Origin of the sequence: Brevibacillus fortis (assembly GCF_003013395.1) — a bacterium.
Taxonomy (GTDB): Bacteria; Bacillota; Bacilli; order Brevibacillales; family Brevibacillaceae; genus Brevibacillus; species Brevibacillus fortis.
In genome coordinates this window covers 102,481-121,758 of sequence record NZ_PXZM01000031.1, presented here as the reverse complement: position 1 = coordinate 121,758, position 19,278 = coordinate 102,481, and the positions used below count along the sequence as shown (strand labels likewise).

General features: G+C 46.9%; 19 protein-coding genes. 3 read left to right on the top strand and 16 right to left on the bottom strand.

Annotation, left to right across the window (positions count from 1 at the left end):
• The first annotated feature begins 14 nt into the window (after positions 1-14).
• Entirely contained in the window at positions 15-1,154 is a 1,140-nt protein-coding gene (locus tag C7R93_RS19450; protein WP_106840360.1) for an acyltransferase, read from the top strand.
• A gap of 265 nt (positions 1,155-1,419) precedes the next feature.
• On the top strand, positions 1,420-1,890 hold the full coding sequence (cbpB, locus tag C7R93_RS19445) for a cyclic-di-AMP-binding protein CbpB (protein ID WP_106840359.1): 471 nt from the start codon (positions 1,420-1,422) through the stop codon (positions 1,888-1,890).
• A 70-nt stretch (positions 1,891-1,960) separates the two neighbouring features.
• Here the strand turns inward: cbpB and C7R93_RS19440 are convergent, their stop codons facing one another.
• The 3 genes from C7R93_RS19440 to C7R93_RS19430 form a co-directional block, all read right to left on the bottom strand.
• Positions 1,961-3,061 carry a YheC/YheD family endospore coat-associated protein gene (locus C7R93_RS19440; protein ID WP_106840358.1) on the bottom strand — a complete coding sequence of 367 codons (1,101 nt, stop codon included), beginning with the start codon at positions 3,059-3,061 and terminating at the stop codon, positions 1,961-1,963.
• Positions 3,062-3,225: 164 nt separating this feature from the next.
• A complete protein-coding gene (mnmM, locus tag C7R93_RS19435) occupies positions 3,226-3,786 on the bottom strand; it encodes a tRNA 5-(aminomethyl)-2-thiouridylate-methyltransferase MnmM (RefSeq protein WP_106840357.1) in 561 nt (186 codons plus the stop codon).
• A 33-nt stretch (positions 3,787-3,819) separates the two neighbouring features.
• Entirely contained in the window at positions 3,820-4,569 is a 750-nt protein-coding gene (locus C7R93_RS19430; protein ID WP_106840356.1) for an MBL fold metallo-hydrolase, read from the bottom strand.
• 53 nt (positions 4,570-4,622) lie between these two features.
• Between C7R93_RS19430 and C7R93_RS19425 the strand changes: the two genes are divergently transcribed.
• A complete protein-coding gene (locus C7R93_RS19425; RefSeq protein ID WP_106840355.1) occupies positions 4,623-5,657 on the top strand; it encodes a YkvI family membrane protein in 1,035 nt (344 codons plus the stop codon).
• 46 nt (positions 5,658-5,703) lie between these two features.
• On the opposite strand, the gene C7R93_RS19420 is transcribed toward C7R93_RS19425, so the two are convergent.
• The 13 genes from C7R93_RS19420 to rimO all read right to left on the bottom strand — a co-directional run bounded on the left by C7R93_RS19420 (position 5,704) and on the right by rimO (position 19,218).
• Positions 5,704-6,570, bottom strand: a complete 867-nt coding sequence (locus C7R93_RS19420) for a 2-oxoacid:ferredoxin oxidoreductase subunit beta (RefSeq protein WP_106840354.1) — start codon at positions 6,568-6,570, stop codon at positions 5,704-5,706.
• On the bottom strand, positions 6,542-8,320 hold the full coding sequence (locus C7R93_RS19415; RefSeq protein WP_106840353.1) for a 2-oxoacid:acceptor oxidoreductase subunit alpha: 1,779 nt from the start codon (positions 8,318-8,320) through the stop codon (positions 6,542-6,544). Before C7R93_RS19415 ends, C7R93_RS19420 begins: the two co-directional genes overlap by 29 nt.
• A gap of 193 nt (positions 8,321-8,513) precedes the next feature.
• Positions 8,514-8,636 (bottom strand): membrane dipeptidase, encoded by a 123-nt coding sequence (locus tag C7R93_RS30730; RefSeq protein WP_244191584.1) that lies wholly within the window; start codon positions 8,634-8,636, stop codon positions 8,514-8,516.
• Positions 8,633-8,995: a membrane dipeptidase gene (locus C7R93_RS30725; protein WP_244191583.1), complete on the bottom strand. Its 363-nt coding sequence runs from the start codon at positions 8,993-8,995 to the stop codon at positions 8,633-8,635. Before C7R93_RS30725 ends, C7R93_RS30730 begins: the two co-directional genes overlap by 4 nt.
• Positions 8,996-9,299: 304 nt before the next feature.
• A complete protein-coding gene (gene spoVS, locus C7R93_RS19405; RefSeq protein WP_003385776.1) occupies positions 9,300-9,560 on the bottom strand; it encodes a stage V sporulation protein SpoVS in 261 nt (86 codons plus the stop codon).
• A 118-nt stretch (positions 9,561-9,678) separates the two neighbouring features.
• Entirely contained in the window at positions 9,679-10,473 is a 795-nt protein-coding gene (locus C7R93_RS19400) for a TIGR00282 family metallophosphoesterase (RefSeq protein WP_106840352.1), read from the bottom strand.
• A 121-nt stretch (positions 10,474-10,594) separates the two neighbouring features.
• Complete coding sequence (gene rny, locus C7R93_RS19395; protein WP_106840351.1) at positions 10,595-12,136, bottom strand: ribonuclease Y; 1,542 nt, start codon at positions 12,134-12,136, stop codon at positions 10,595-10,597.
• Between the two features lie 273 nt (positions 12,137-12,409).
• On the bottom strand, positions 12,410-13,051 hold the full coding sequence (locus C7R93_RS19390) for a RecX family transcriptional regulator (RefSeq protein ID WP_106840350.1): 642 nt from the start codon (positions 13,049-13,051) through the stop codon (positions 12,410-12,412).
• A 69-nt stretch (positions 13,052-13,120) separates the two neighbouring features.
• Entirely contained in the window at positions 13,121-14,179 is a 1,059-nt protein-coding gene (gene recA / locus C7R93_RS19385) for a recombinase RecA (protein ID WP_106840349.1), read from the bottom strand.
• 166 nt (positions 14,180-14,345) lie between these two features.
• On the bottom strand, positions 14,346-15,935 hold the full coding sequence (locus C7R93_RS19380; RefSeq protein WP_088908052.1) for a DEAD/DEAH box helicase: 1,590 nt from the start codon (positions 15,933-15,935) through the stop codon (positions 14,346-14,348).
• 8 nt (positions 15,936-15,943) lie between these two features.
• Entirely contained in the window at positions 15,944-17,188 is a 1,245-nt protein-coding gene (locus tag C7R93_RS19375) for a competence/damage-inducible protein A (RefSeq protein ID WP_146142435.1), read from the bottom strand.
• Positions 17,189-17,295: 107 nt separating this feature from the next.
• Positions 17,296-17,871: a CDP-diacylglycerol--glycerol-3-phosphate 3-phosphatidyltransferase gene (pgsA, locus tag C7R93_RS19370; RefSeq protein ID WP_048033396.1), complete on the bottom strand. Its 576-nt coding sequence runs from the start codon at positions 17,869-17,871 to the stop codon at positions 17,296-17,298.
• Positions 17,872-19,218 carry a 30S ribosomal protein S12 methylthiotransferase RimO gene (gene rimO / locus C7R93_RS19365; protein WP_106840347.1) on the bottom strand — a complete coding sequence of 449 codons (1,347 nt, stop codon included), beginning with the start codon at positions 19,216-19,218 and terminating at the stop codon, positions 17,872-17,874.
• Between the last annotated feature and the right edge of the window lie 60 nt (positions 19,219-19,278).

Here is a 19,278-nt window from a genome sequence, read left to right as displayed (position 1 = left end):
ATTCTGGAGGAATTATGAATAGCAATCGAAAGGGGACGTTTCAGGATCTGAATGCCCTTTTTGTTTTTGGGGCTCTTACTGTCTTGATGATCCACACCCTCAGTTTTTTTCTCTCTAACGAGAAGGTTTATCCGTGGAATAGTGATTTGCAAGCCGTTCTAATCATCTTGTTAAAATTCGGTCGCTCTTTGTTTATATTTGCAACCGGAATGCTGCTGTTTTACTGGTATCAGAACCGACAACTGGATTGGAGTGCCTTCTGGAAAAAACGCTGGCGCGCAGTTGTTTTGCCTTACGTAATCTGGACAGCCATCTTCACGTATTTTAAGCACCAAACCTTTGATCCGGCCGTGCTGGTAGGACCGTTTTTCGATAGTCTGTTTACAGGTAGCTCATTCTACCACCTGTACTACATTCCGCTTTACTTGCAATTGTGCTTGTTGTTTTGCCTGATCAAACCGTGGATGGAACGCTACTTGAACTTCCGCTGGATAATCGCCCTGTTTATTGGACAGGCTGGTCTGTACGTTCTCTACCACTATTTGTTCATTAGACCGTTATGGGCCATTGATTGGGCTGCAAACCCATTCCTGTCCCTCATGAAACACAGCTATGTTTACGGACAGCACTATGTTTTCATGTACGTATTTACTTTTGCACTCGGTGCTTATGCTGGGATGAATGTGGATAAATGGCGGACGTGGATGAGACGCCTTCAGATACCTTCTATCGTTGTGATGGCAAGTGCAGCCGTTTGGATGGCGTACAGCTATCTTTCCGGCTCTAAAAGCTATTACGAGAGCATGAATATTTTCGAACCGCTTTACTTGGTTTACACTCTCTGTGTGATTATCAGCTTTTACCCTGCATCCAGTTATCTCGGCAAACTACCTAAACTCGGTCCGTGGCTTGCCCGGTTGGCCAAACAAAATATGGCTATCTATTTGGTTCATCCGTTGATCTTGTTCTTACTGCAAAGCTACGTCATTCATCGACTAGGCTGGTCGACACCGTTATTGGTATTCGGGATGTTCGTCATTACACCGCCACTGTGCATTTTCCTCTACGAGCTGACGACCTTGTCCTTTTGGCTCAATCGTAAAAAGAGTGTGGGAGCAAAACCCATTTTCAAAAATCAAATGTATAAAGCCTAAAGTGGAAACTGGTTTCCTCTAAACTCCTAATGTAATAAACAGCTTGATCTTGCATACTAGGACTAGGGACAATTGTTCCACACCTCGATTACTTGCCTGGCGTAACTGCCGGGCTTTTTTCGTCCAATTCCCCGCAAAAGGCTTGGCGACGCCAAGTTTTCTTCATGTAGACCTACCGTTTGTACCTCGCTTACGGTATCATAGAAGAGGACCACAGGCAGTTCTTACTGCTATAGACGATAGAAAGAAAAGGTGGTGGATCTGGATGAATCAGGAGATCCCATTGTTACATATTCCGATCAAAGACCTCATAATCGCGTCCACAAAGGTCGCACATGTGCAGTTAGGTAATTCGCTTGAGCACGCCTTGCTAGTCCTTATCAAGTCCGGCTATTCAGCCGTTCCAGTATTGGATCATCAGTATCGTTTGCATGGGTTAATCAGCACGAATATGATCATGAATAAGACTCTAGGTTTGGAACGTTTTGAGACCGAGCGTATGTCCGAACATATTGTAGATGATGTGATGGATACGAAGGTCCCTCGATTACGTGACACCGATGAATATTTGAAAGCATTGGAAGTGTCCATTAATCACCCTTTCGTCTGCATTGAAGACGACGAGCAATATTTCCAAGGAATTTTGACTCGAAAATCCATATTGGCTTTGGTATATCGTCACTTTCGCAATCTACCCTTTCCTTTGGCTGATCAACAACAGCCGGCAGAATCATAAGGTCACAACCATACGAAAAGACGGGGCAATAAATGCCACCGTCTTTTTTGCATTCTTCTGCGTTACTGCTTTAGAGCAAAGGGCTTGGCGATAGAAGCTGATGTTTCCGTTTCTTTTTTTCAGTGAGTAATGTCTGCGCATATTCCAGTGGATGACGGTACGTTTGTTTAAACATCGCCTTCTCTCCAGCTTTGAAAAAAGAATAGCGCTGATCACGTACATTGACTTCAATTAAATACGGATTGCCTCGCTCGTCAATTCCCATATCCATGCCTAAGTCTGCCAATGATGAAAAATGCCGACCGTACTGCTTCGCAATTTCCACCGCCGCTATGCCAACTCTTTCGATAACTGCTTGTTGTTGTTTCATCTCAGGAAAGATTGGTACCAAAGCTTCCGAAAACGGCACCGCTGTCCCACCTCGAGAGAGATTGCTCAGCTTGTTTTTCTTATTGGCGACCTTGGCAACCATCCCGCTCACAGTCCATTGTTTCTCTTTGTTTTTCTGCACCGAAACACGAATATCAAACGTTTTGCCTCCATAGTACGCCAGAGGAATTCCTCGCTGGATCAAAAATCTTTTGTTACCGACCCAACGTCGCACAGTGGAAAGTATCTGCGAATGAGATAGAATCTGCCGTTTTTTCGATGCAATGAAGTGATAGTTGCCTCCGTGTCGTTCAATTCTTGCAACCCCAATTCCGACTGATCCAATCGACGGCTTCACGTACACCACCTGGTATTTATCCAAGAACAGACGCAACTGCTCCATGGAATAAGGCACTGTATGCGGCAGATAGCTGCGAATCTGTTCGTTTTTCCAGAGCATCTGGTGTACTTTTCTCTTATCCCGTACAACCAAGCCATTGAACACCGTCTTCTTTTGGCTCAGTCTTCGAATCACATTGCGTGCTATTGCGTCACCTGTCAGAACACGATTGTGGATGACCCGCGGGACTGAAACCAGTTGTGAGACGAGTCGGTTTCCGTTCCAAAAATATCCTTTGACCCTCTCATCTCCTGGTTTCACATGCCGCGGATGGAAAAAAACAGGCTCCAATCCAAGCTCTTTACCGATTTCGACATAATAAGGCAGACGCTCATATGACTTGATGCCATGAATTCCTTTCTCCATAAGGGCCCAATCCAACATTATCCCGATTCTGTCCACATAGATCCCCCTTACCACATTGCTCTACATAGGGTATGTGCCAGAAAGGGCAAGAGCGTGCCTATTTTTGTACACCTTTCCGCTACCTGACAAAATGTTTGCTTTTCCAAAGGAATGATGTCGGATGCTGCGCTTGCCCGGGAAAGTATCGCCTTGGCTTCTTTTTATTGTCCCCTGCGTTCGATGGCCAGTAAAAACGGTGCTTGATTTTGCTGATTGATATATTGGTATTTCAAAACCAGATAATCCAATTGACTCAGCTCATGGCAAAATGCTTCCACTGTCTCTTTTTCCGTCTCTCCCGCCGGATGCCCCCAGTAAATCATGACCGTCATGATTCCGCCAGGTCTGAGGACCCTCAGCCCTGATTGAATCGCCTGAATGGTACTGCTCGCTTGTGTTGTGATTTCTTTGTCTCCACCCGGCAAATAGCCCAAATTAAACATGATCGCCGCGGCACTAATCTCCAGTTGGTCAATGTCCTCATGACTGGCGAGCTTCATTTCTACCCTTTTCGCCAGACCTTCTCTCTCGAGTCTCTCTCGCGTTTTCTCGATCGCCTGCGGCTGAATATCGAAGGCGATTACTCTCCCTTCTTCTTGCACCAATTGCGCAAGAAATAAGGTGTCATTTCCATTCCCCATCGTGGCGTCTACAACCGTTTCTCCCACTTGTACCCGTTCACGGATTAATTTGCGTGCGACTTCTAATACATTTGGAAACACAGTCAGCTCTCCTCTCTATGTACACAAACAACGTTATAAATCGATTTGCAGGCCGATGCGCGCCGCATAAACTGGACCTGCACCAAAGGCATTGGCCTCCGCGATTACTTGAAACTCATCATAGCCGTAAAACAAATGCGTGACTAATAAAGAGCGGCAGGATAGGGATTGGGCCAGTTCTGCCGCTTGGCGAACAGACAGGTGACCATTTGGCTTCGCTGGTAAATTGTAATCCAAATAGGTCCCCTCGCAAATAAACAAATCCACGTGACTTGCAAACCCCTCCCAGGCTGTACCTGGTCCGCTATCAGCTCCGTATACGAGGACACGTCCGTTTGCTTCCAAGCGCATGGCGTAGCATGGATCTCCGTCACCATGGTCTGTCCGTAAAAAAGTGATCGCTACATCCCCAATGGTAACAGACATTTCTTCGGTGATGGGGGTAAATGTGGTCGCATCTCGATACACCAATGTCTGGGCATTGACCACTGGCAGCGCTGGAGCGTAGATCGGAAGCGGCTTGTCAGCAGGTCTTTGGCCAAATAATTGATGAACCATCAAACCGTACTGCATCACTCCTACATCCGCAACATGATCATGATGGTAGTGAGACAAAAGCATAGCGTCCAGCTCATAAATGGGCGAATACTTGCCTAACTGCGAAAGAACACCGCTGCCGCAGTCGAGAAGAATTTTGACACGGTCTGTCTCAATCAGGTAACCCGGAGTAGCACCACCTGGACCAGGATAAGGAGATTGATAGCCTAACACGGTAACGCGCATATTCGGTTCACTCCCTTTCATAGGATGGAATAAGGTGGGACAGGAGGTCTGAGATGCAAGGAACATGGAGAGCCGCATGGCAGATCGCTTTTACGTATATTGGGACAGTCGTAGGAGCTGGTTTTGCCTCTGGCAAAGAAATTGTAGAGTTCTTTGTTCAATATGGAACACAAGGCTTAGTAGGAATTATTCTCGCGACGATGCTGTTTATTTGGGCCGGCATCCGCGTCATGCTGATAGCCTATCGGATTCAGGCCGATTCCTATCAAGAAGTCAGCACCTATTTATTTGGACATCCGTTTGGAACCGTATTTAATACCTTGCTTTTAACCGTATTGTTAGGCACTACCTCCGTCATGCTCGCTGCTACCGGTGCAATATTTTGGGAGTCTTTTCAATTGTCCCCCCAAATCGGCATTTGGCTTAGCATGATTTTGATTTTTTTCGTAACGAAAAAAGGGCTGTTTGCCATCCATCACGTGAACAGCATTTTTGTTCCGATGCTCATTGGCTTTACTATACTTGTCTTCCTTTATACCAAGCCATGGTTAGATACGAATGTCGTCGTTGAATCGTTACGACCTTGGGCGTGGCTTAGTTCTCCCTTTTATTATGTTGCCTTAAATGTCACGCTTACACAAGCGGTTTTGATTCCGATGGGGAGACAGAGTACGAGTGAGAAACCTCTTATCCTAGGGGGAGTCATAGGAGGAGTAGGAATAGGCCTTCTGCTCTTGCTCGCTTATGCTTCTCTTTCTGTAAAAATGCCGGGAATCCATCACGCGGAAATGCCTATGATTGCTGTTCTGCAAGGCTTGGGGCCGACCATTCCCTTTTTGTTCTCTCTATTGGTGTATGCCGAAATTTTCTCGACTCTTGTGGCCAATGTTTTTGGTCTCGCCCAACAAATTAGACAAGTTACCCCCCTTCGAGGTCCGACTATTTTACTCGGGATTTTACTAATATGCTATATGATCAGTTTTATCGGATTTAGCTCGCTCCTCCGCTTCCTCTATCCACTCTTTGGTCAATTGGTCGTCTTTTTCCTTGTCATGCTCGTGTACAGGCAGTGGCGCGATCGAATATAACAAAAAAACCTCTCCCGTAAAGGAGAGGTTTTTCACTCTATCAAACTTAAGCAAATTCTTTAACCAATTTTTCGAAGTCTTCTTCAGACAAGCGAATGTCTTGGTTAACCAAACCTTGTTCTTTGAAGCCGTTAACGAGTGCTTCATAAGGTTTTTGCTCAGTGTTTTGGTAGATCAGACCCGTAATCAGGCCTTTGTGTTGCATGGAAGTAGACATTGCTTTGATACGGTCATGTGGATCGTATCCTTCGATCGTGTCTACTGGTACGATGTTCTCTTTGAACCAGTCGTACGTGTTTACCTTGTTGTAGGTTACACAAGGGCTGAATACGTTGATCAAGGAGAAGCCTTCGTGTTGGATACCTTTTTCGATCAGTTCAGTCAAGCCCTTCAGATCGCTGGAGAAGGATTGAGCAACGAATGTCGCACCAACAGACAGCGCCAGTTCAACTGGAGAAATGGAGGACTCGATGGAACCTGCCGGTGTAGACTTGGTCACGAAACCTGTCGCGGAACGCGGGGAGGTTTGACCTTTTGTCAGACCGTAAATTTGGTTATCCATTACGATGTAAGTTACGTTCATGTTACGACGGATAGCATGTACAGTATGACCCATACCGATCGCAAATCCATCCCCGTCACCACCAGCTGCAATAACTGTCAGCTCGCGGTTCGCCATTTTCACACCTTGTGCGATTGGCAGGGAACGCCCGTGAATCGTGTGGAAACCATAGCAGTTGATGTAACCGGAAATACGACCAGAACAACCGATACCGGAAATAACCGCCAGATTTTCAGGTTCCAGACCAACGCTCGCTGCAGCGCGTTGAATAGCAGCTTGGATGGAGAAGTCTCCACAGCCTGGGCACCAGTTTGGCTTTACGTTATTTCGAAACTCTTTCATAGTCGCCATGTTTTACCAGCTCCTTCACTTCAGCATAGATTTCCTTCGGCAGGAATGGGTTACCGTCATATTTGAGCACGGATTCGATTTTTTCAGCGTTTCCAACGTGTTGTTTGAGCAAGCTTGTTACTTGCGCTTGAGCGTTGTGCTCAACAACAACAACTTTCTTCGCTTTATCTACGAGTGCTTTAATTTCTTCAGTTGGGAACGGATGCAGCAAACGGATTTGTGCATGGTTTACTTTCATTCCCTCTTGTTCCAAACGGCTTTTTGCTTCTTGAATGGTACCAATTGTGGAGTTGATACCCACAACCAGAACATCCGCATCAGCGTGAGGAGCATCTGCTGTTACAGCGCCTTTGAAGTTTTTCAGTACGCCTTCCATTTTGCGCATACGTTTATCCATTTGTTGAATACGGTTTGCAGCATTCTCAGATGGACGACCAGTTTGATCATGCTCAACACCAGTTACGTGGTGCAAACCGTATTTTTGACCAGGAATAACACGAGGAGAAACGCCGTCTTCTGTTACTTCATAACGTTTGAACAGGTCGTTTTGCTCTTTTTCTGGCAATTCTTGTCCAGCAAGCAGTTTTCCGCGGCGGATTTCTACTTTGCTATAGTCAAATGGAACAACGGTTTGTTTACCCAAGGACAGAGTCAAGTCTGTCATCAGGATAACAGGCAATTGGTATTCTTCCGCAATGTTAAACGCTTCAACTGCATCGTAGAAGCACTCTTCTACTGTGCTTGGCGCGATAACTACTTTTGGAATGTCACCATGCGTACCATAGATCATAGCATTCACATCGGATTGCTCGATTTTGGTAGGCATACCGGTAGATGGGCCACCACGCTGAGTGTTCACGATTACAACTGGTGTTTCCGTGATACCAGCCAGACCAATCGCTTCCATCATCAGGGACAGACCAGGACCTGCAGAAGCAGTCAAGGAACGAGCACCCGCGAAGTTAGCACCGATTGCCATCGTGATAGCAGCGATCTCGTCTTCTGTTTGGATAACAGTACCGCCCAATTTAGGCAGCTTTTTAATCAAGTATTCCATTACCTCGGAAGCAGGTGTGATCGGGTAAGCTGGCATGAAACGGCAGCCCGCTGCTACAGCACCCAGAGCGATCGCATCGTTACCGATGAGGAACAGTTGTTTTTGTGGATCAGCCTTATCCATTTGGAACTCAGGCAGTTGACCACCAGTCAATTCATTTACAAAGTCAAATCCGCGGCGAATGGCATCCATGTTCTTTTCAACCACTTTTTCGCCCTTGCGGAGGAACATATCTTCAACGATGGGACGGAAGCTTTCCACTGAAATGCCGAGGATGGCACTGGAAGCACCAATCGACACCATGTTTTTCATCAGGGAAGTTCCCAGCTCATCAGCGATCTCAGTCAATGGTACAGTGAAGAAGCGAACTGGCTTCAAGCCGTCCGGCAACTTTGGATTAAATTTCGCATCCGCGATAATGATGCCGCCTTCACGCAGCTCATGCGCATTGAAATCGATCGTCTCTTGGTCAAACGCTACGAGAATGTCCAGATCGTCAGAGATCGCACGCATTGGCGTTGTGCTCACGCGAATTTTATTGTTCGTGTGTCCACCCTTAATACGGGAAGAGAAGTGACGGTAGCTATACAGATGGTAACCCATCCGGTTCATTGCCATCGAGAAAATCTCACCAGTACTCTCGATGCCCTCCCCTTGCTGTCCTCCAACTTTCCAGGAAAGTTGACTAATCATTCAGATTCCACCCTTTCAGTGACTGTGAGAAAAGCTGCCTATCACACCTTGAAAAGACTGATAAGATGTGACATTTCTGTGCATAGACAGTAACAATTGTAGTCCTGTCCATGTCAAATTGCAAGTGCTTTTACTCAACTTACTTTTGACCTGAATTTTAATGTTGAACTTGGTACATTAATATCCTCATGCTTTATTGTAGCACGTTTCCGAAAACACGCAACCAATTTCCTTGCACAAATTTCAATACTTCCGCCTCTTTATAACGTTTTAGCAAAGCTTCTAGTAACTGGGCGTAACCTGCTGCGGCTGTCATGTCTCCAAATGTCTTGATGATGCCATCAAAATCGGAGCCAAATGCGAAACATCAATGATCATCCCCAGCCGATTCATTTCGTCTATGACTTCTCGTCCAAATAAAGTAAGTCCACCTGGATTCGGCTCTCCGTTTCCACTCGCTAGGGCATTGCCATGATTCCATGTCAGAGTCATGCCTCGTACACCAAGCCGGAACCACGTACGTAGCTGAACCATACTCTCTTCTAATGCGTGCGCGCCTTCTACAAACAGAATAGCCCCTTTCTCTCCCTTTAATACCCGTTCAGCCAAATCTGCCTTTGTGTAAATGGGCCGGAATTGATCACTCGCTACCTTTTGATAAAATATATCGATCATTTCTAGTACAGTATGAAAACGACGTCCAAGCGGCACCTGTTAAGGGACGAAACAGGCTAGCACTTGTATGTCTACATTCCCTTTTTCAAGAGCGGCAAAACCAGTTTGTAAGAGCTTGTCTTCTTTAATAAAAGTCCAACTCGGGATTCTGCCATAACTTGCATAACACATCGCTATGCGCATCAAGGATTTTCAGATGGAGACGCTCCTTCTTTTCGATAACCATGCCGATCATACTTCTGGACAAACGAAAAAACCTGTTCATTCTTCGAACAAACAGGCAGGTGAAGCATTTGCAGTTGTATCATCTGGGTTCTACGATTAATTTGATTGCAGTTCGCTCTTCTCCATCAATCACGATGTCGGTAAAGGCTGGAATACAAATGAGGTCAACTCCACTCGGCGCTACGAACCCTCGTGCGATTGCTACGGCCTTCACAGCTTGATTAAGCGCCCCAGCGCCTATGGCTTGGATCTCAGCTGCGCCTCGTTCACGAAGAACTCCGGCAAGGGCACCAGCAACGGAATTGGGGTTAGACTTTGCTGAAACTTTTAATACTTCCATCCTTTTTGAACCTCCCGTCTGATAGGAATCCTGTCATCATTAGAATGATATTCGCATAACCCCTAAAAATTCCTGCTAACTCACTTGAAAGATTCAAAAAATTCTAATCTTAATCCCATTATTCCATAAATGGATGGTCAGAGTCAATTCTGATTCGCTCCATTTTTTTCGTATGTCCAGTCGTTTTATCCAGGGTAATCAGCACCGCATTCAATTGCGCAGGATCTGGCGCTACCTCAAAGCGAACAGGGAGCTGCGTCAAAAATTTCTTAATAACAGCTTCGCGCTCCATCCCCAAAATGCCATTACTCGGGCCACACATTCCTACATCACACAAAAATCCAGTACCTTGAGGCAAAATACGTTCATCCGCGGTTTGCACATGGGTATGTGTCCCCACAACCGCTGTTACCTTCCCATCGAGATACCATGACATTGCTTGCTTTTCCGATGTGGCTTCCGCATGAAAGTCTACAAAAATGAGCTTCGTGCGCTTCCGTGCTTGCTCTACTAGCTTGTCAGCCATCTGGAACGGACAATCGAGCGGTGGCAAGAACGTTCGCCCCATCAAATTAATGACGGCTAGTTCACCTTCAGGTTGTTTGATATATGTAATTCCTTTACCAGGAGCCCCTGCTGGGAAGTTCGCGGGTCTAATCATCCGCGGCTCATCATCAATAAAATCGAAAATTTCTCTTTGATCCCACGTATGATTCCCGAGCGTAATCGCTTGAACGCCCCACTCGAAAAGTTCCTTGGTGATTTTCTCCGTAATCCCGCGACCATGCGCAGCGTTCTCTCCGTTCGCTACGATAAAGGTAGGGCTGTATTTTCGTTTCAGCAACGGCAAATATGTTTTCACGATTTCTCTGCCAGGCGAACCCATAATATCTCCAATGAATAACAACTTCATTACCAAATCACCTCATTGCTAGTATACACAATTCCTCTGCTCATTAGAAAACTTGACTTCGTCAAGCATTTGGTGAGTCCTTCATTGCGCTATAAAAAAAGTAAAGTGGCACGCAGCCACTTTACTTTGCATACTCAACTGCCCGTGTTTCACGGATAACCGTTACTTTGATATGACCTGGGTAGTCAAGTTCATTTTCAATTCGTTTCGTGATATCCCGTGCCAGACGGGTAGCTTCCGCATCGTCAATCTTATCAGGTTGAACCATCACGCGAATTTCGCGTCCTGCTTGAATCGCATAAGACTTTTCTACGCCATCGAACGACTCAGAGATTTCTTCCAGTTTCTCCAAACGTCTGATATATGTTTCCAATGTCTCACGGCGTGCACCTGGGCGTGCAGCAGACAGAGCGTCGGCAGCTCCCACGAGCATAGCAATGACGGAAGTTGGTTCGGTATCACCGTGATGAGAAGCAATACTGTTCACTACAACGTGATGCTCATTGTACTTCTTCGCCAGTTCTACACCGATTTCAACGTGTGAACCTTCTACTTCATGGTCAATCGCTTTTCCGATATCATGCAGCAAACCTGCACGTTTGGCCAGCTTCACATCTTCTTTTAGTTCTGCCGCCATTAAACCGGCGAGATGTGCCACTTCCATAGAGTGCTTCAGTACGTTTTGACCGTAGCTTGTACGATAACGCAAGCGTCCAAGAATCTTGATCAGATCTGGATGCAAGCCGTGAACACCTGTTTCAAACGTCGCTTGCTCACCGTATTCACGGATTCGCTCGTCTACTTCGCGACGCGCTTTTTCCACCATTTCCTCGATGCGAGCTGGGTGAATGCGACCGTCTGCGACCAGTTTATCCAACGCTGTCTTGGCAATTTCCCGACGAACCGGGTCGAAGCCAGACAGGATGACTGCTTCTGGTGTATCATCAATAATCAGATCGATACCAGTCAACGTCTCCAGGGCACGAATGTTACGTCCTTCGCGTCCGATAATACGTCCCTTCATCTCATCATTTGGCAGTGTAACCACGGAAACAGTTGTTTCTGCTACGTGGTCTGCTGCGCAACGTTGAATGGAGGTCGTAATGATCTCACGAGCACGCTTGTCCGCTTCTTCCTTGGCCTGAGTCTCAATCTCCTTGATCATCACAGCCATTTCATGACGAACGGTATTCTCGACATCCGTGAGAATGATCGTTTTCGCCTCATCCTGCGTCAAGCCGGAGATACGTTCTAGCTCTGATACTTGTTCTTTATATAAGTGCTCTACCTTGCTTTGCAGTTCTGCGATGGCACGGTCACGCTCAGACAATTCTTCTTCCTTGCGCTCTAACTGTTCCATCTTGCGGTCCAACGATTCTTCTTTTTGCAGAATTCGTCGTTCCTGACGCTGGATCTCATTGCGTCTCTCACGCAATTCGGTTTCCGCTTCGGATCGAAGCTTGAACACTTCATCCTTAGCCTCCAGCACCTTCTCTTTCTTAACGGCCTCGGCGTCCCGTTTGGCTTCCTCCACGATCTGTCGTGCAGCTTCTTCTGCACTGGAGATCTTCGCTTCCGCAATCGATTTACGAGTGAAGTAGCCTGCACCCAAGCCGATTAGCAGGGCAACGAGCACAATGACAACAGTAAGTATAGGATCCATAAGCTTTTTCGTTTCACCTCCTTATTGTAAGAAATCTCCCCGCTTTCCAAGCATTTGTTTTTCATGGAGTGCTCTCACATTTGAACATTCGGCTAAAAAACAAGACCGATTTTACTCGGTCCGCTGAATCCGTACAGCTTTCGCACGGTTTTTCAGTTGTTCCATAGGCAACGAGTGAGCAAATCGCAAAAAGATATGATACACCAAGTAAATACAAACCTATTTTATTATTTGTGAACAAGAATTGTCAAGATCATGCAAATAGAGTTAGCCCTAACTATCGCTTCTATGACGCAATTCTTCACGCATTTGTTGAATGATGGCATGAGAGAATCCCTTGCGCATCAGCATGGACAGCAGCTTGCGTTCTTCATCAGGGGTCGGTGCGCCCTCTATGCGTCGTGCCTTCTTCTCTATCAATGCGCGGGCAGCATCTAGTTCAGCCTGCCTAGACACGCCACGGACAGCGTCCTCTACAATCGCTCTATCTACTCCGCGCTGGGTAAGCTCCATACGCAGCATATAAGGGCTCCTCGGCTTCAAACGCAATCGCTCGTCTACCCATTGCTTCGCAAATGCTTCATCATCGATGTAGCCGTGATCCCTGCAGCGCTGGCATATCTCTTCAGCAATCTGCGTAGAAAATCCCTTCTCCACCAAATAAGAATGCAGCTGGTTGCTTGTCCGTGGGCGTATGCCGAGGTATCGCAAAGCACCTAAATACGCTTTATGCTTTTCTTCTGCTACCAGGACTTCTCGGCAAAAAGCTTCATCTAATTCTGTTCCCTTAAATAGGTTGTACTTTACCAGTATGTCTTCGTGTACGGTAATCGCATACTCGCCTTCTACATCAATATGGTAGCGTTGCTTTTGTTTGATATCTCGATGAACGGCAGTGATCAGGCCGCTCTTCATGATGATTCACTCCTTTGCAAAGCTAAAATAACAGCCTGTCTCATCGACAGGCTGCTCTTCTACTCTTCATTACTCCAGATCAAATGTAGGTTCTTCATCTTGCTCTGGGTCATGTACTGCCTCAGCTTCTGGCACAGAGCCAGGATTAAGGCTGAAGTATTCGCGCACCTTTGTTTCGATCTGCAACGCAATGTGCGGATTCTCCTTCAGGAACACTTTCGAATTCTCTCTACCTTGGCCGAGACGCTCTTCATTGAAGGAATACCAAGCACCACTCTTCTGAACCACATCGATCTCAGAACCGATGTCGAGAATGCTACCTTCTCTGGAAATACCTTCACCGTACATGATGTCCACTTCTGCAACCTTAAATGGTGGAGCCACTTTATTTTTGACAACTTTGATCTTCGTCTTGCTTCCCAAAATGTCGTTGCCGACTTTGATAGATTCCGCTTTACGAACGTCCAAGCGAACACTCGCGTAGAACTTCAATGCGCGTCCACCTGGAGTTGTTTCTGGGTTACCGAACATGACTCCCACTTTTTCACGAAGCTGGTTGATGAAGATTGCAATTGTTTTGGACTTGTTGATGGCACCGGACAGCTTGCGGAGTGCTTGGGACATCAAGCGTGCTTGCAAACCTACGTGGGAATCTCCCATCTCGCCTTCGATCTCTGCTTTTGGCACGAGTGCCGCAACAGAGTCGACTACGATAATGTCTACCGCACCAGAACGCACCAGCGCCTCTGCAATCTCCAACGCTTGCTCACCAGTGTCTGGCTGAGACAGCAACAATTCATCGATGTTCACACCCAGCTTCGCAGCATAAACCGGATCCAAGGCATGCTCTGCATCGATAAATGCGGCCTGACCGCCCTGTCTTTGCACTTCTGCGATCGCATGAAGCGCTACCGTTGTCTTACCCGAAGACTCTGGGCCGTAAATTTCAACAATCCGTCCGCGTGGGAAGCCTCCCACACCAAGTGCGATATCAAGAGCGAGCGCACCGCTAGAAGCCGTAGAAATCTGGATGTTGGATACTTCCCCCAACTTCATAATGGAACCTTTTCCGAACTGCTTTTCTATCTGACGCAATGCACTCTCTAAAGCTGCGCGACGATCTGACAAATGGTACACACCCTTTCAACTTTTCGCTTCTGTTTTGCTTGTCTTCATCATACATCGAGACAGAAGTGTTTGCCAAGTATTTTTTACGAACAAATATTCGCATCACAAAAAAGCAGCCATTCCCTGGGTATTTCCAGTGAAATGACTGCTTTGTCATACTCTCTAATTAGGAACGCTTCGCTCCGCGAGGCTTTGCAGGCTCCAGATTGATTCGTTTTCCATTGATACGCGTTTGACGCAGTGATTCATATACGAATGCCGCAACCTCTTCTGGAACCTCAACAAACGTGAAGTTCTCGAAAATGTCGATGCGACCTACTGATTTTCCAGGGATACCAACAGATTCAGAGATCTCACGAACCAAATCCTGTGGCTTCATGTTCGCATTGCGGCCTACGTTCAGGAAGAAGCGAACCATGCCTTTTGCTGCACCCGTCTCGCCAAAGTTATACGCTTCTACTTCTTGACCTTGTCCCGCTTCCGTATGGAACGCCAGGTGCAATGCTGCAGCTGCTACTTTTTCAGCCGGGTATTGACCTACGAGAGAATCTGCTACTTTTTGATACATATCCGCGATTGCATCGCTTTCCAAAAGGCTCGTCAACTGTTCGCGCAATTGTTCTTGCTTGCGCTCAGCCACTTCCTCCAGGGAAGGTACATTGCGAGAGAGCACTTGTGCTTTTGTCTGCTTTTGGATAAACATCATTTGTCTTACTTCACGTGGCGTAACCAAGGTCATCGCAATTCCTTTGCGACCTGCGCGACCAGTACGGCCAATACGGTGTACGTAGCTCTCAGAGTCTTGCGGAATATCGTAGTTGATTACGTGAGAAACGTTTCCTACGTCGATACCGCGTGCTGCTACATCCGTCGCGATCAAGAATTCAATCGAGCCCTCACGGAATGCATTCATGACCTTGTCACGTTGTGCCTGCGACAAGTCGCCATGCAAGCCATCCGCAAGATATCCGCGGGATTGCAGTACTTCGGACAGCTCATCTACACCGCGCTTGGTGCGGCAGAAAATGATACCCAGCTCGACATCCTCACTGTCCAGAATCCGGCAGAGGCTCTCAACTTTGTTACGATCAAATACTTTGTAGTATACCTGTTCGATCAATGGCGCTGTTACTTCTTCACGGCTAACCGCGATCGTTTGCGGCTGCTTCATGTAACGGGTAGCCAAACGCTTGATTTCCGGCGGCATCGTCGCAGAGAACAGCAAGGTTTGACGCTCTTCCGGCATATGTGTGATGATCGTTTCGATATCTTCAATGAAGCCCATGTCCAACATTTCATCCGCTTCATCTAAAACAAGTGTATGTACGTGATCCAGCTTCAGTGTTTTGCGGCGCAAGTGGTCCATGACACGGCCAGGAGTACCTACGACGATTTGTACACCTTGGCGTAGTGCACGGATTTGATGGCCAATCGATTGTCCGCCATAGATTGGCAAAGTACGAACTTTGTTGTATTTCGAGATGCGCAAGAGCTCTCCCGCAACCTGAATAGCCAGCTCACGAGTTGGGGTCAGCACGATCGCTTGTACTCGATTGGCAGGTGTGATCTTTTCTACAAGTGGAATCCCGAATGCAGCAGTCTTACCAGTACCTGTCTGTGCTTGACCAATCAGGTCTCCGCCATCCAGAACTTTTGGAATGCAAGCTGCCTGAATCGGTGATGGCTCCTCGAAGCCCATGTCGTGAATCGCTTGCAGAATAGATTTATGTAAAGGAAAATCGGAAAAAATCGTCATGAAAAAAATCACCTTTCTTTTTGCATTTGCAGCGCATAAAACAGCGCGTATTTGGCGGCACGCCCAACGATTGCCTGCCTTCTTCCAGCAAGGCGCAACTCTTTTACAACTGTGGGCATTCCTTCTGTCGCGATCCCTACATAAACAAGACCAACAGGCTTGCCCTCGGAAGGATCGGGTCCAGCCACTCCCGTAACAGAAATTCCGTAGGTAGCTCCCAGCTTTTCTCGCACATGTTCAGCCAGCAATTGAGCTGTTTTCTCACTGACTGCCCCATCTGTTTGCAAAATGGAATCAGGTACTTCAAGCAGCTGATTTTTCACTTCATTGGTGTAGCAGACTACCCCGCCACGAAACACTTGCGAGCTTCCTGGTACAGAGGTAATCAACGAGGCAATCGCTCCTCCTGTGCAGCTTTCTGCACAAGCAATCGTCTCATTACTCTTTTTCAGCCGAGAAACCAGCACATCATGCAACGACGAGTTCTCGCCCATCCCGTACATATACTGGCCAACACGGCTGAGAATTTCTTTTTCTACAGGCAATATCAGGTCTTCCCCTTCTTCGACTGTAGCAGCTCTTGCCGTAATCCGCAGCGTTACCTCGAATTCTTTGGCGTATGGCGCGATCGTTGGATTGTCCTGCTTTTCAATCAGATCGAGCAGTTTTTCCTCCAAAGCGGATTCGCCTATTCCATAGAACCGGAGTACCTGAGAATGAAACACTTGTTTTTCAGGAAGCAAATCGGTCAAGTAAGGCATCACGTAATTTTCCACCATTGGATACAGCTCACTTGGTGGTCCCGGCAACAGCACGAACGCACTACTGTCATGACGGATAGCCATCCCCGGTGCCATCCCGAAATCATTGGAGAATACATGGCTGCCCGAAAGCACCAGCGCCTGCTTACGATTGTTCTCCGTCATGACAATCCCACGTTGCGAAAAGAATTTTTCAATTCTCTCCATGGCCTCTGGATTCGTTTCCAATCCAATGCCTACATGCCCCGCCAAGGTTTCTTTCGTCAAATCATCTTGAGTCGGCCCTAACCCACCCGTGAAAATGACGAGATCAGATCGCCCTGATGCCAATCGAATGACTTGTAGCAATCGCTCCGTGTTGTCTCCCACAACCGTATGAAAGTATACTCCAACACCAATTTCCGCCAGCTTCTGAGAAAGAAACTGTGCGTTTGTATTAGCGATCTGGCCTAGCAACAGCTCGGTACCTACCGCGATAATCTCCGCTCTCATCTTCCTCATCCATTCTCTTCGAGAGTAGAAAAGCCTCTAAACTAATAGTTTATCACTTGCAAACGCTCAAGAGAAGAGTCTTGTGAAAAAAGAGACCAATACCCGCATTACGAGTATTGGATCACGTTACGATTTTTCGCAAAGTAGTCGTACCCGGAGTAAATCGTGATGATCACCATAGCCCAAGTAGCTACTTCGTCGAACGGAATGCCGAAGAACTCAAATGGGAAGTTGCGAATCATGACAGCCGTAATCGCTACGATCTGCACCCATGTTTTCAGTTTACCCAATGCACTCGCAGCAATTACCTGTCCTTCTGCCGCAGCAACTAGCCGTAGACCCGTTACTGCGAACTCTCGGCTGATAATGACAATCGCAATCCACGCTTCCAGACGCTGCATCTCTACGAGTGAAATGAGAGCTGCAGAAATTAACAGCTTATCAGCAAGCGGGTCCAGAAACTTCCCCAAGTTCGTCACGATTTTCTTTTTCCGTGCAATGTAACCGTCGAGTCCGTCCGTACTGGCTGCTAGGATAAACACCAAAGCCGCAATCAGCTCGTTATACGTCATCGTCAGGCTGCCAATCGAAAATGTCCCGATGTTGTAACGCACCAGCAGAAAAAACATAACTACCGGCACCAGAAAAATCCTGGCGAGGGTGATGCGGTTGGCGAGATTCACCTAGACTACCTCCCCGGCTAAATCGTATTCATAGGAGTGTGTAATTTTTACTTTAACAATGGTGCCGAGTTCGCCTTTAAAACCAGTGACGAATACTTCACCATCGATTTCCGGAGCGTCATACTGTGTTCGACCTACATAAATATCGTTACGTCCCTCGTAACGTTCAATCAAAACATCCAAGACTTGACCAACAAAGCGTCCGTTGCGATCTCCAGCTACTTCACGCTGAATTTCCATCAGCATGTTCGCACGCTTTTCCTTAACCTCTTCGTCTACATGGTCAGGCAAACGGGAGGCTGGTGTGTCATCCTCGTTGGAGTACGTAAACACACCCAGTCGATCAAAGCGAATATCCTTCACAAACTCGCTCAGGCGCTCGAAGTCTTCCTCTGTTTCCCCAGGGAACCCTACGATCAAAGAGGTACGCAGTGCAACATCTGGAACCTGCGCGCGAATTTTTGCTACCAGCGCACGAATGTCCGTCTGTCTTCCAGGGCGACGCATTCTTTTCAGAATATGGTCTTCCGAGTGCTGCAAAGGCATATCTACGTATTTGCAAACTTTTGGATTGGTCGCAAAGGTGTGGATTAATTCATCCGTGAAAAATCCAGGGTATGCATAGTGAAGACGAATCCACTCGATGCCCTCTACTTCTGCCAGACGATTTAATAGTTCAGGAAGCATCAGTTTTCCATCGTAAATATCCGTTCCGTAGTTCGTAGAATCTTGTGCGATCAAGCTTACTTCTACGATCCCTTGTGCGGCCAAATGACGCGCTTCTTCCACGATGGACTCGATTGTACGACTGCGGAATCCCCCACGCATCAATGGAATCGAGCAAAACGTACAGGCGTTGTCGCAGCCCTCGGCAATTTTAATATATGCGGTGTACGTGCCTTGTTTTACTTTCCGCTTCACTACATCTTCGTACGTAAAAATGGGATTTCCTACAAAAATCGGTCGCTTGCCCTCTAGAGATTCTTCGATAATACCTGTAATCGACATAAAATCGCCTGTTCCGACAATGCCGTCCACCTCAGGAATCTCATTCAAGATATCCTCTTTGTAACGTTGTGTGAGACAGCCTGCCACTACAAGCGATTTCAGTTTTCCGGATTCCTTCAATTCACCCATTTCCAGAATCTTATTCACAGATTCTTCCTTGGCTGCATCGATGAAACCGCAGGTATTGACGATGACCACAGTTGCTTCTTCTGGGTTATCAACCAGTTCATAACCTTTTTCATCTATCAGATGGGCCATCATGTCCGAATCAACGAGATTCTTTTCACAGCCCAGCGTAACAATCGCTACTTTTTCACGCGTGCCTACCTTCTCTGTCATCTTTTTTCCTCCAATTGGTCACACCAACCCATATTACACCTATCCAGTATAATATAAGCC

Bases quoted from the DNA above. Each gene is read 5' to 3' on its own strand.
- C7R93_RS19450 (WP_106840360.1), top strand. From the start codon at position 15: ATGAATAGCAATCGAAAGGGGACGTTTCAGGATCTGAATGCCCTTTTT.
- cbpB (WP_106840359.1), top strand. From the start codon at position 1,420: ATGAATCAGGAGATCCCATTGTTACATATTCCGATCAAAGACCTCATA.
- C7R93_RS19430 (WP_106840356.1), bottom strand. From the start codon at position 4,569: ATGCGCGTTACCGTGTTAGGCTATCAATCTCCTTATCCTGGTCCAGGT.
- C7R93_RS19425 (WP_106840355.1), top strand. From the start codon at position 4,623: ATGCAAGGAACATGGAGAGCCGCATGGCAGATCGCTTTTACGTATATT.
- C7R93_RS19420 (WP_106840354.1), bottom strand. From the start codon at position 6,570: ATGGCGACTATGAAAGAGTTTCGAAATAACGTAAAGCCAAACTGGTGC.
- C7R93_RS19415 (WP_106840353.1), bottom strand. From the start codon at position 8,320: ATGATTAGTCAACTTTCCTGGAAAGTTGGAGGACAGCAAGGGGAGGGC.
- C7R93_RS30730 (WP_244191584.1), bottom strand. From the start codon at position 8,636: ATGACAGCCGCAGCAGGTTACGCCCAGTTACTAGAAGCTTTGCTAAAA.
- C7R93_RS30725 (WP_244191583.1), bottom strand. From the start codon at position 8,995: ATGATCGATATATTTTATCAAAAGGTAGCGAGTGATCAATTCCGGCCC.
- spoVS (WP_003385776.1), bottom strand. From the start codon at position 9,560: ATGGAAGTATTAAAAGTTTCAGCAAAGTCTAACCCCAATTCCGTTGCT.
- C7R93_RS19400 (WP_106840352.1), bottom strand. From the start codon at position 10,473: ATGAAGTTGTTATTCATTGGAGATATTATGGGTTCGCCTGGCAGAGAA.
- rny (WP_106840351.1), bottom strand. From the start codon at position 12,136: ATGGATCCTATACTTACTGTTGTCATTGTGCTCGTTGCCCTGCTAATC.
- C7R93_RS19390 (WP_106840350.1), bottom strand. From the start codon at position 13,051: ATGAAGAGCGGCCTGATCACTGCCGTTCATCGAGATATCAAACAAAAG.
- C7R93_RS19380 (WP_088908052.1), bottom strand. From the start codon at position 15,935: ATGACGATTTTTTCCGATTTTCCTTTACATAAATCTATTCTGCAAGCG.
- C7R93_RS19375 (WP_146142435.1), bottom strand. From the start codon at position 17,188: ATGAGAGCGGAGATTATCGCGGTAGGTACCGAGCTGTTGCTAGGCCAG.
- rimO (WP_106840347.1), bottom strand. From the start codon at position 19,218: ATGACAGAGAAGGTAGGCACGCGTGAAAAAGTAGCGATTGTTACGCTG.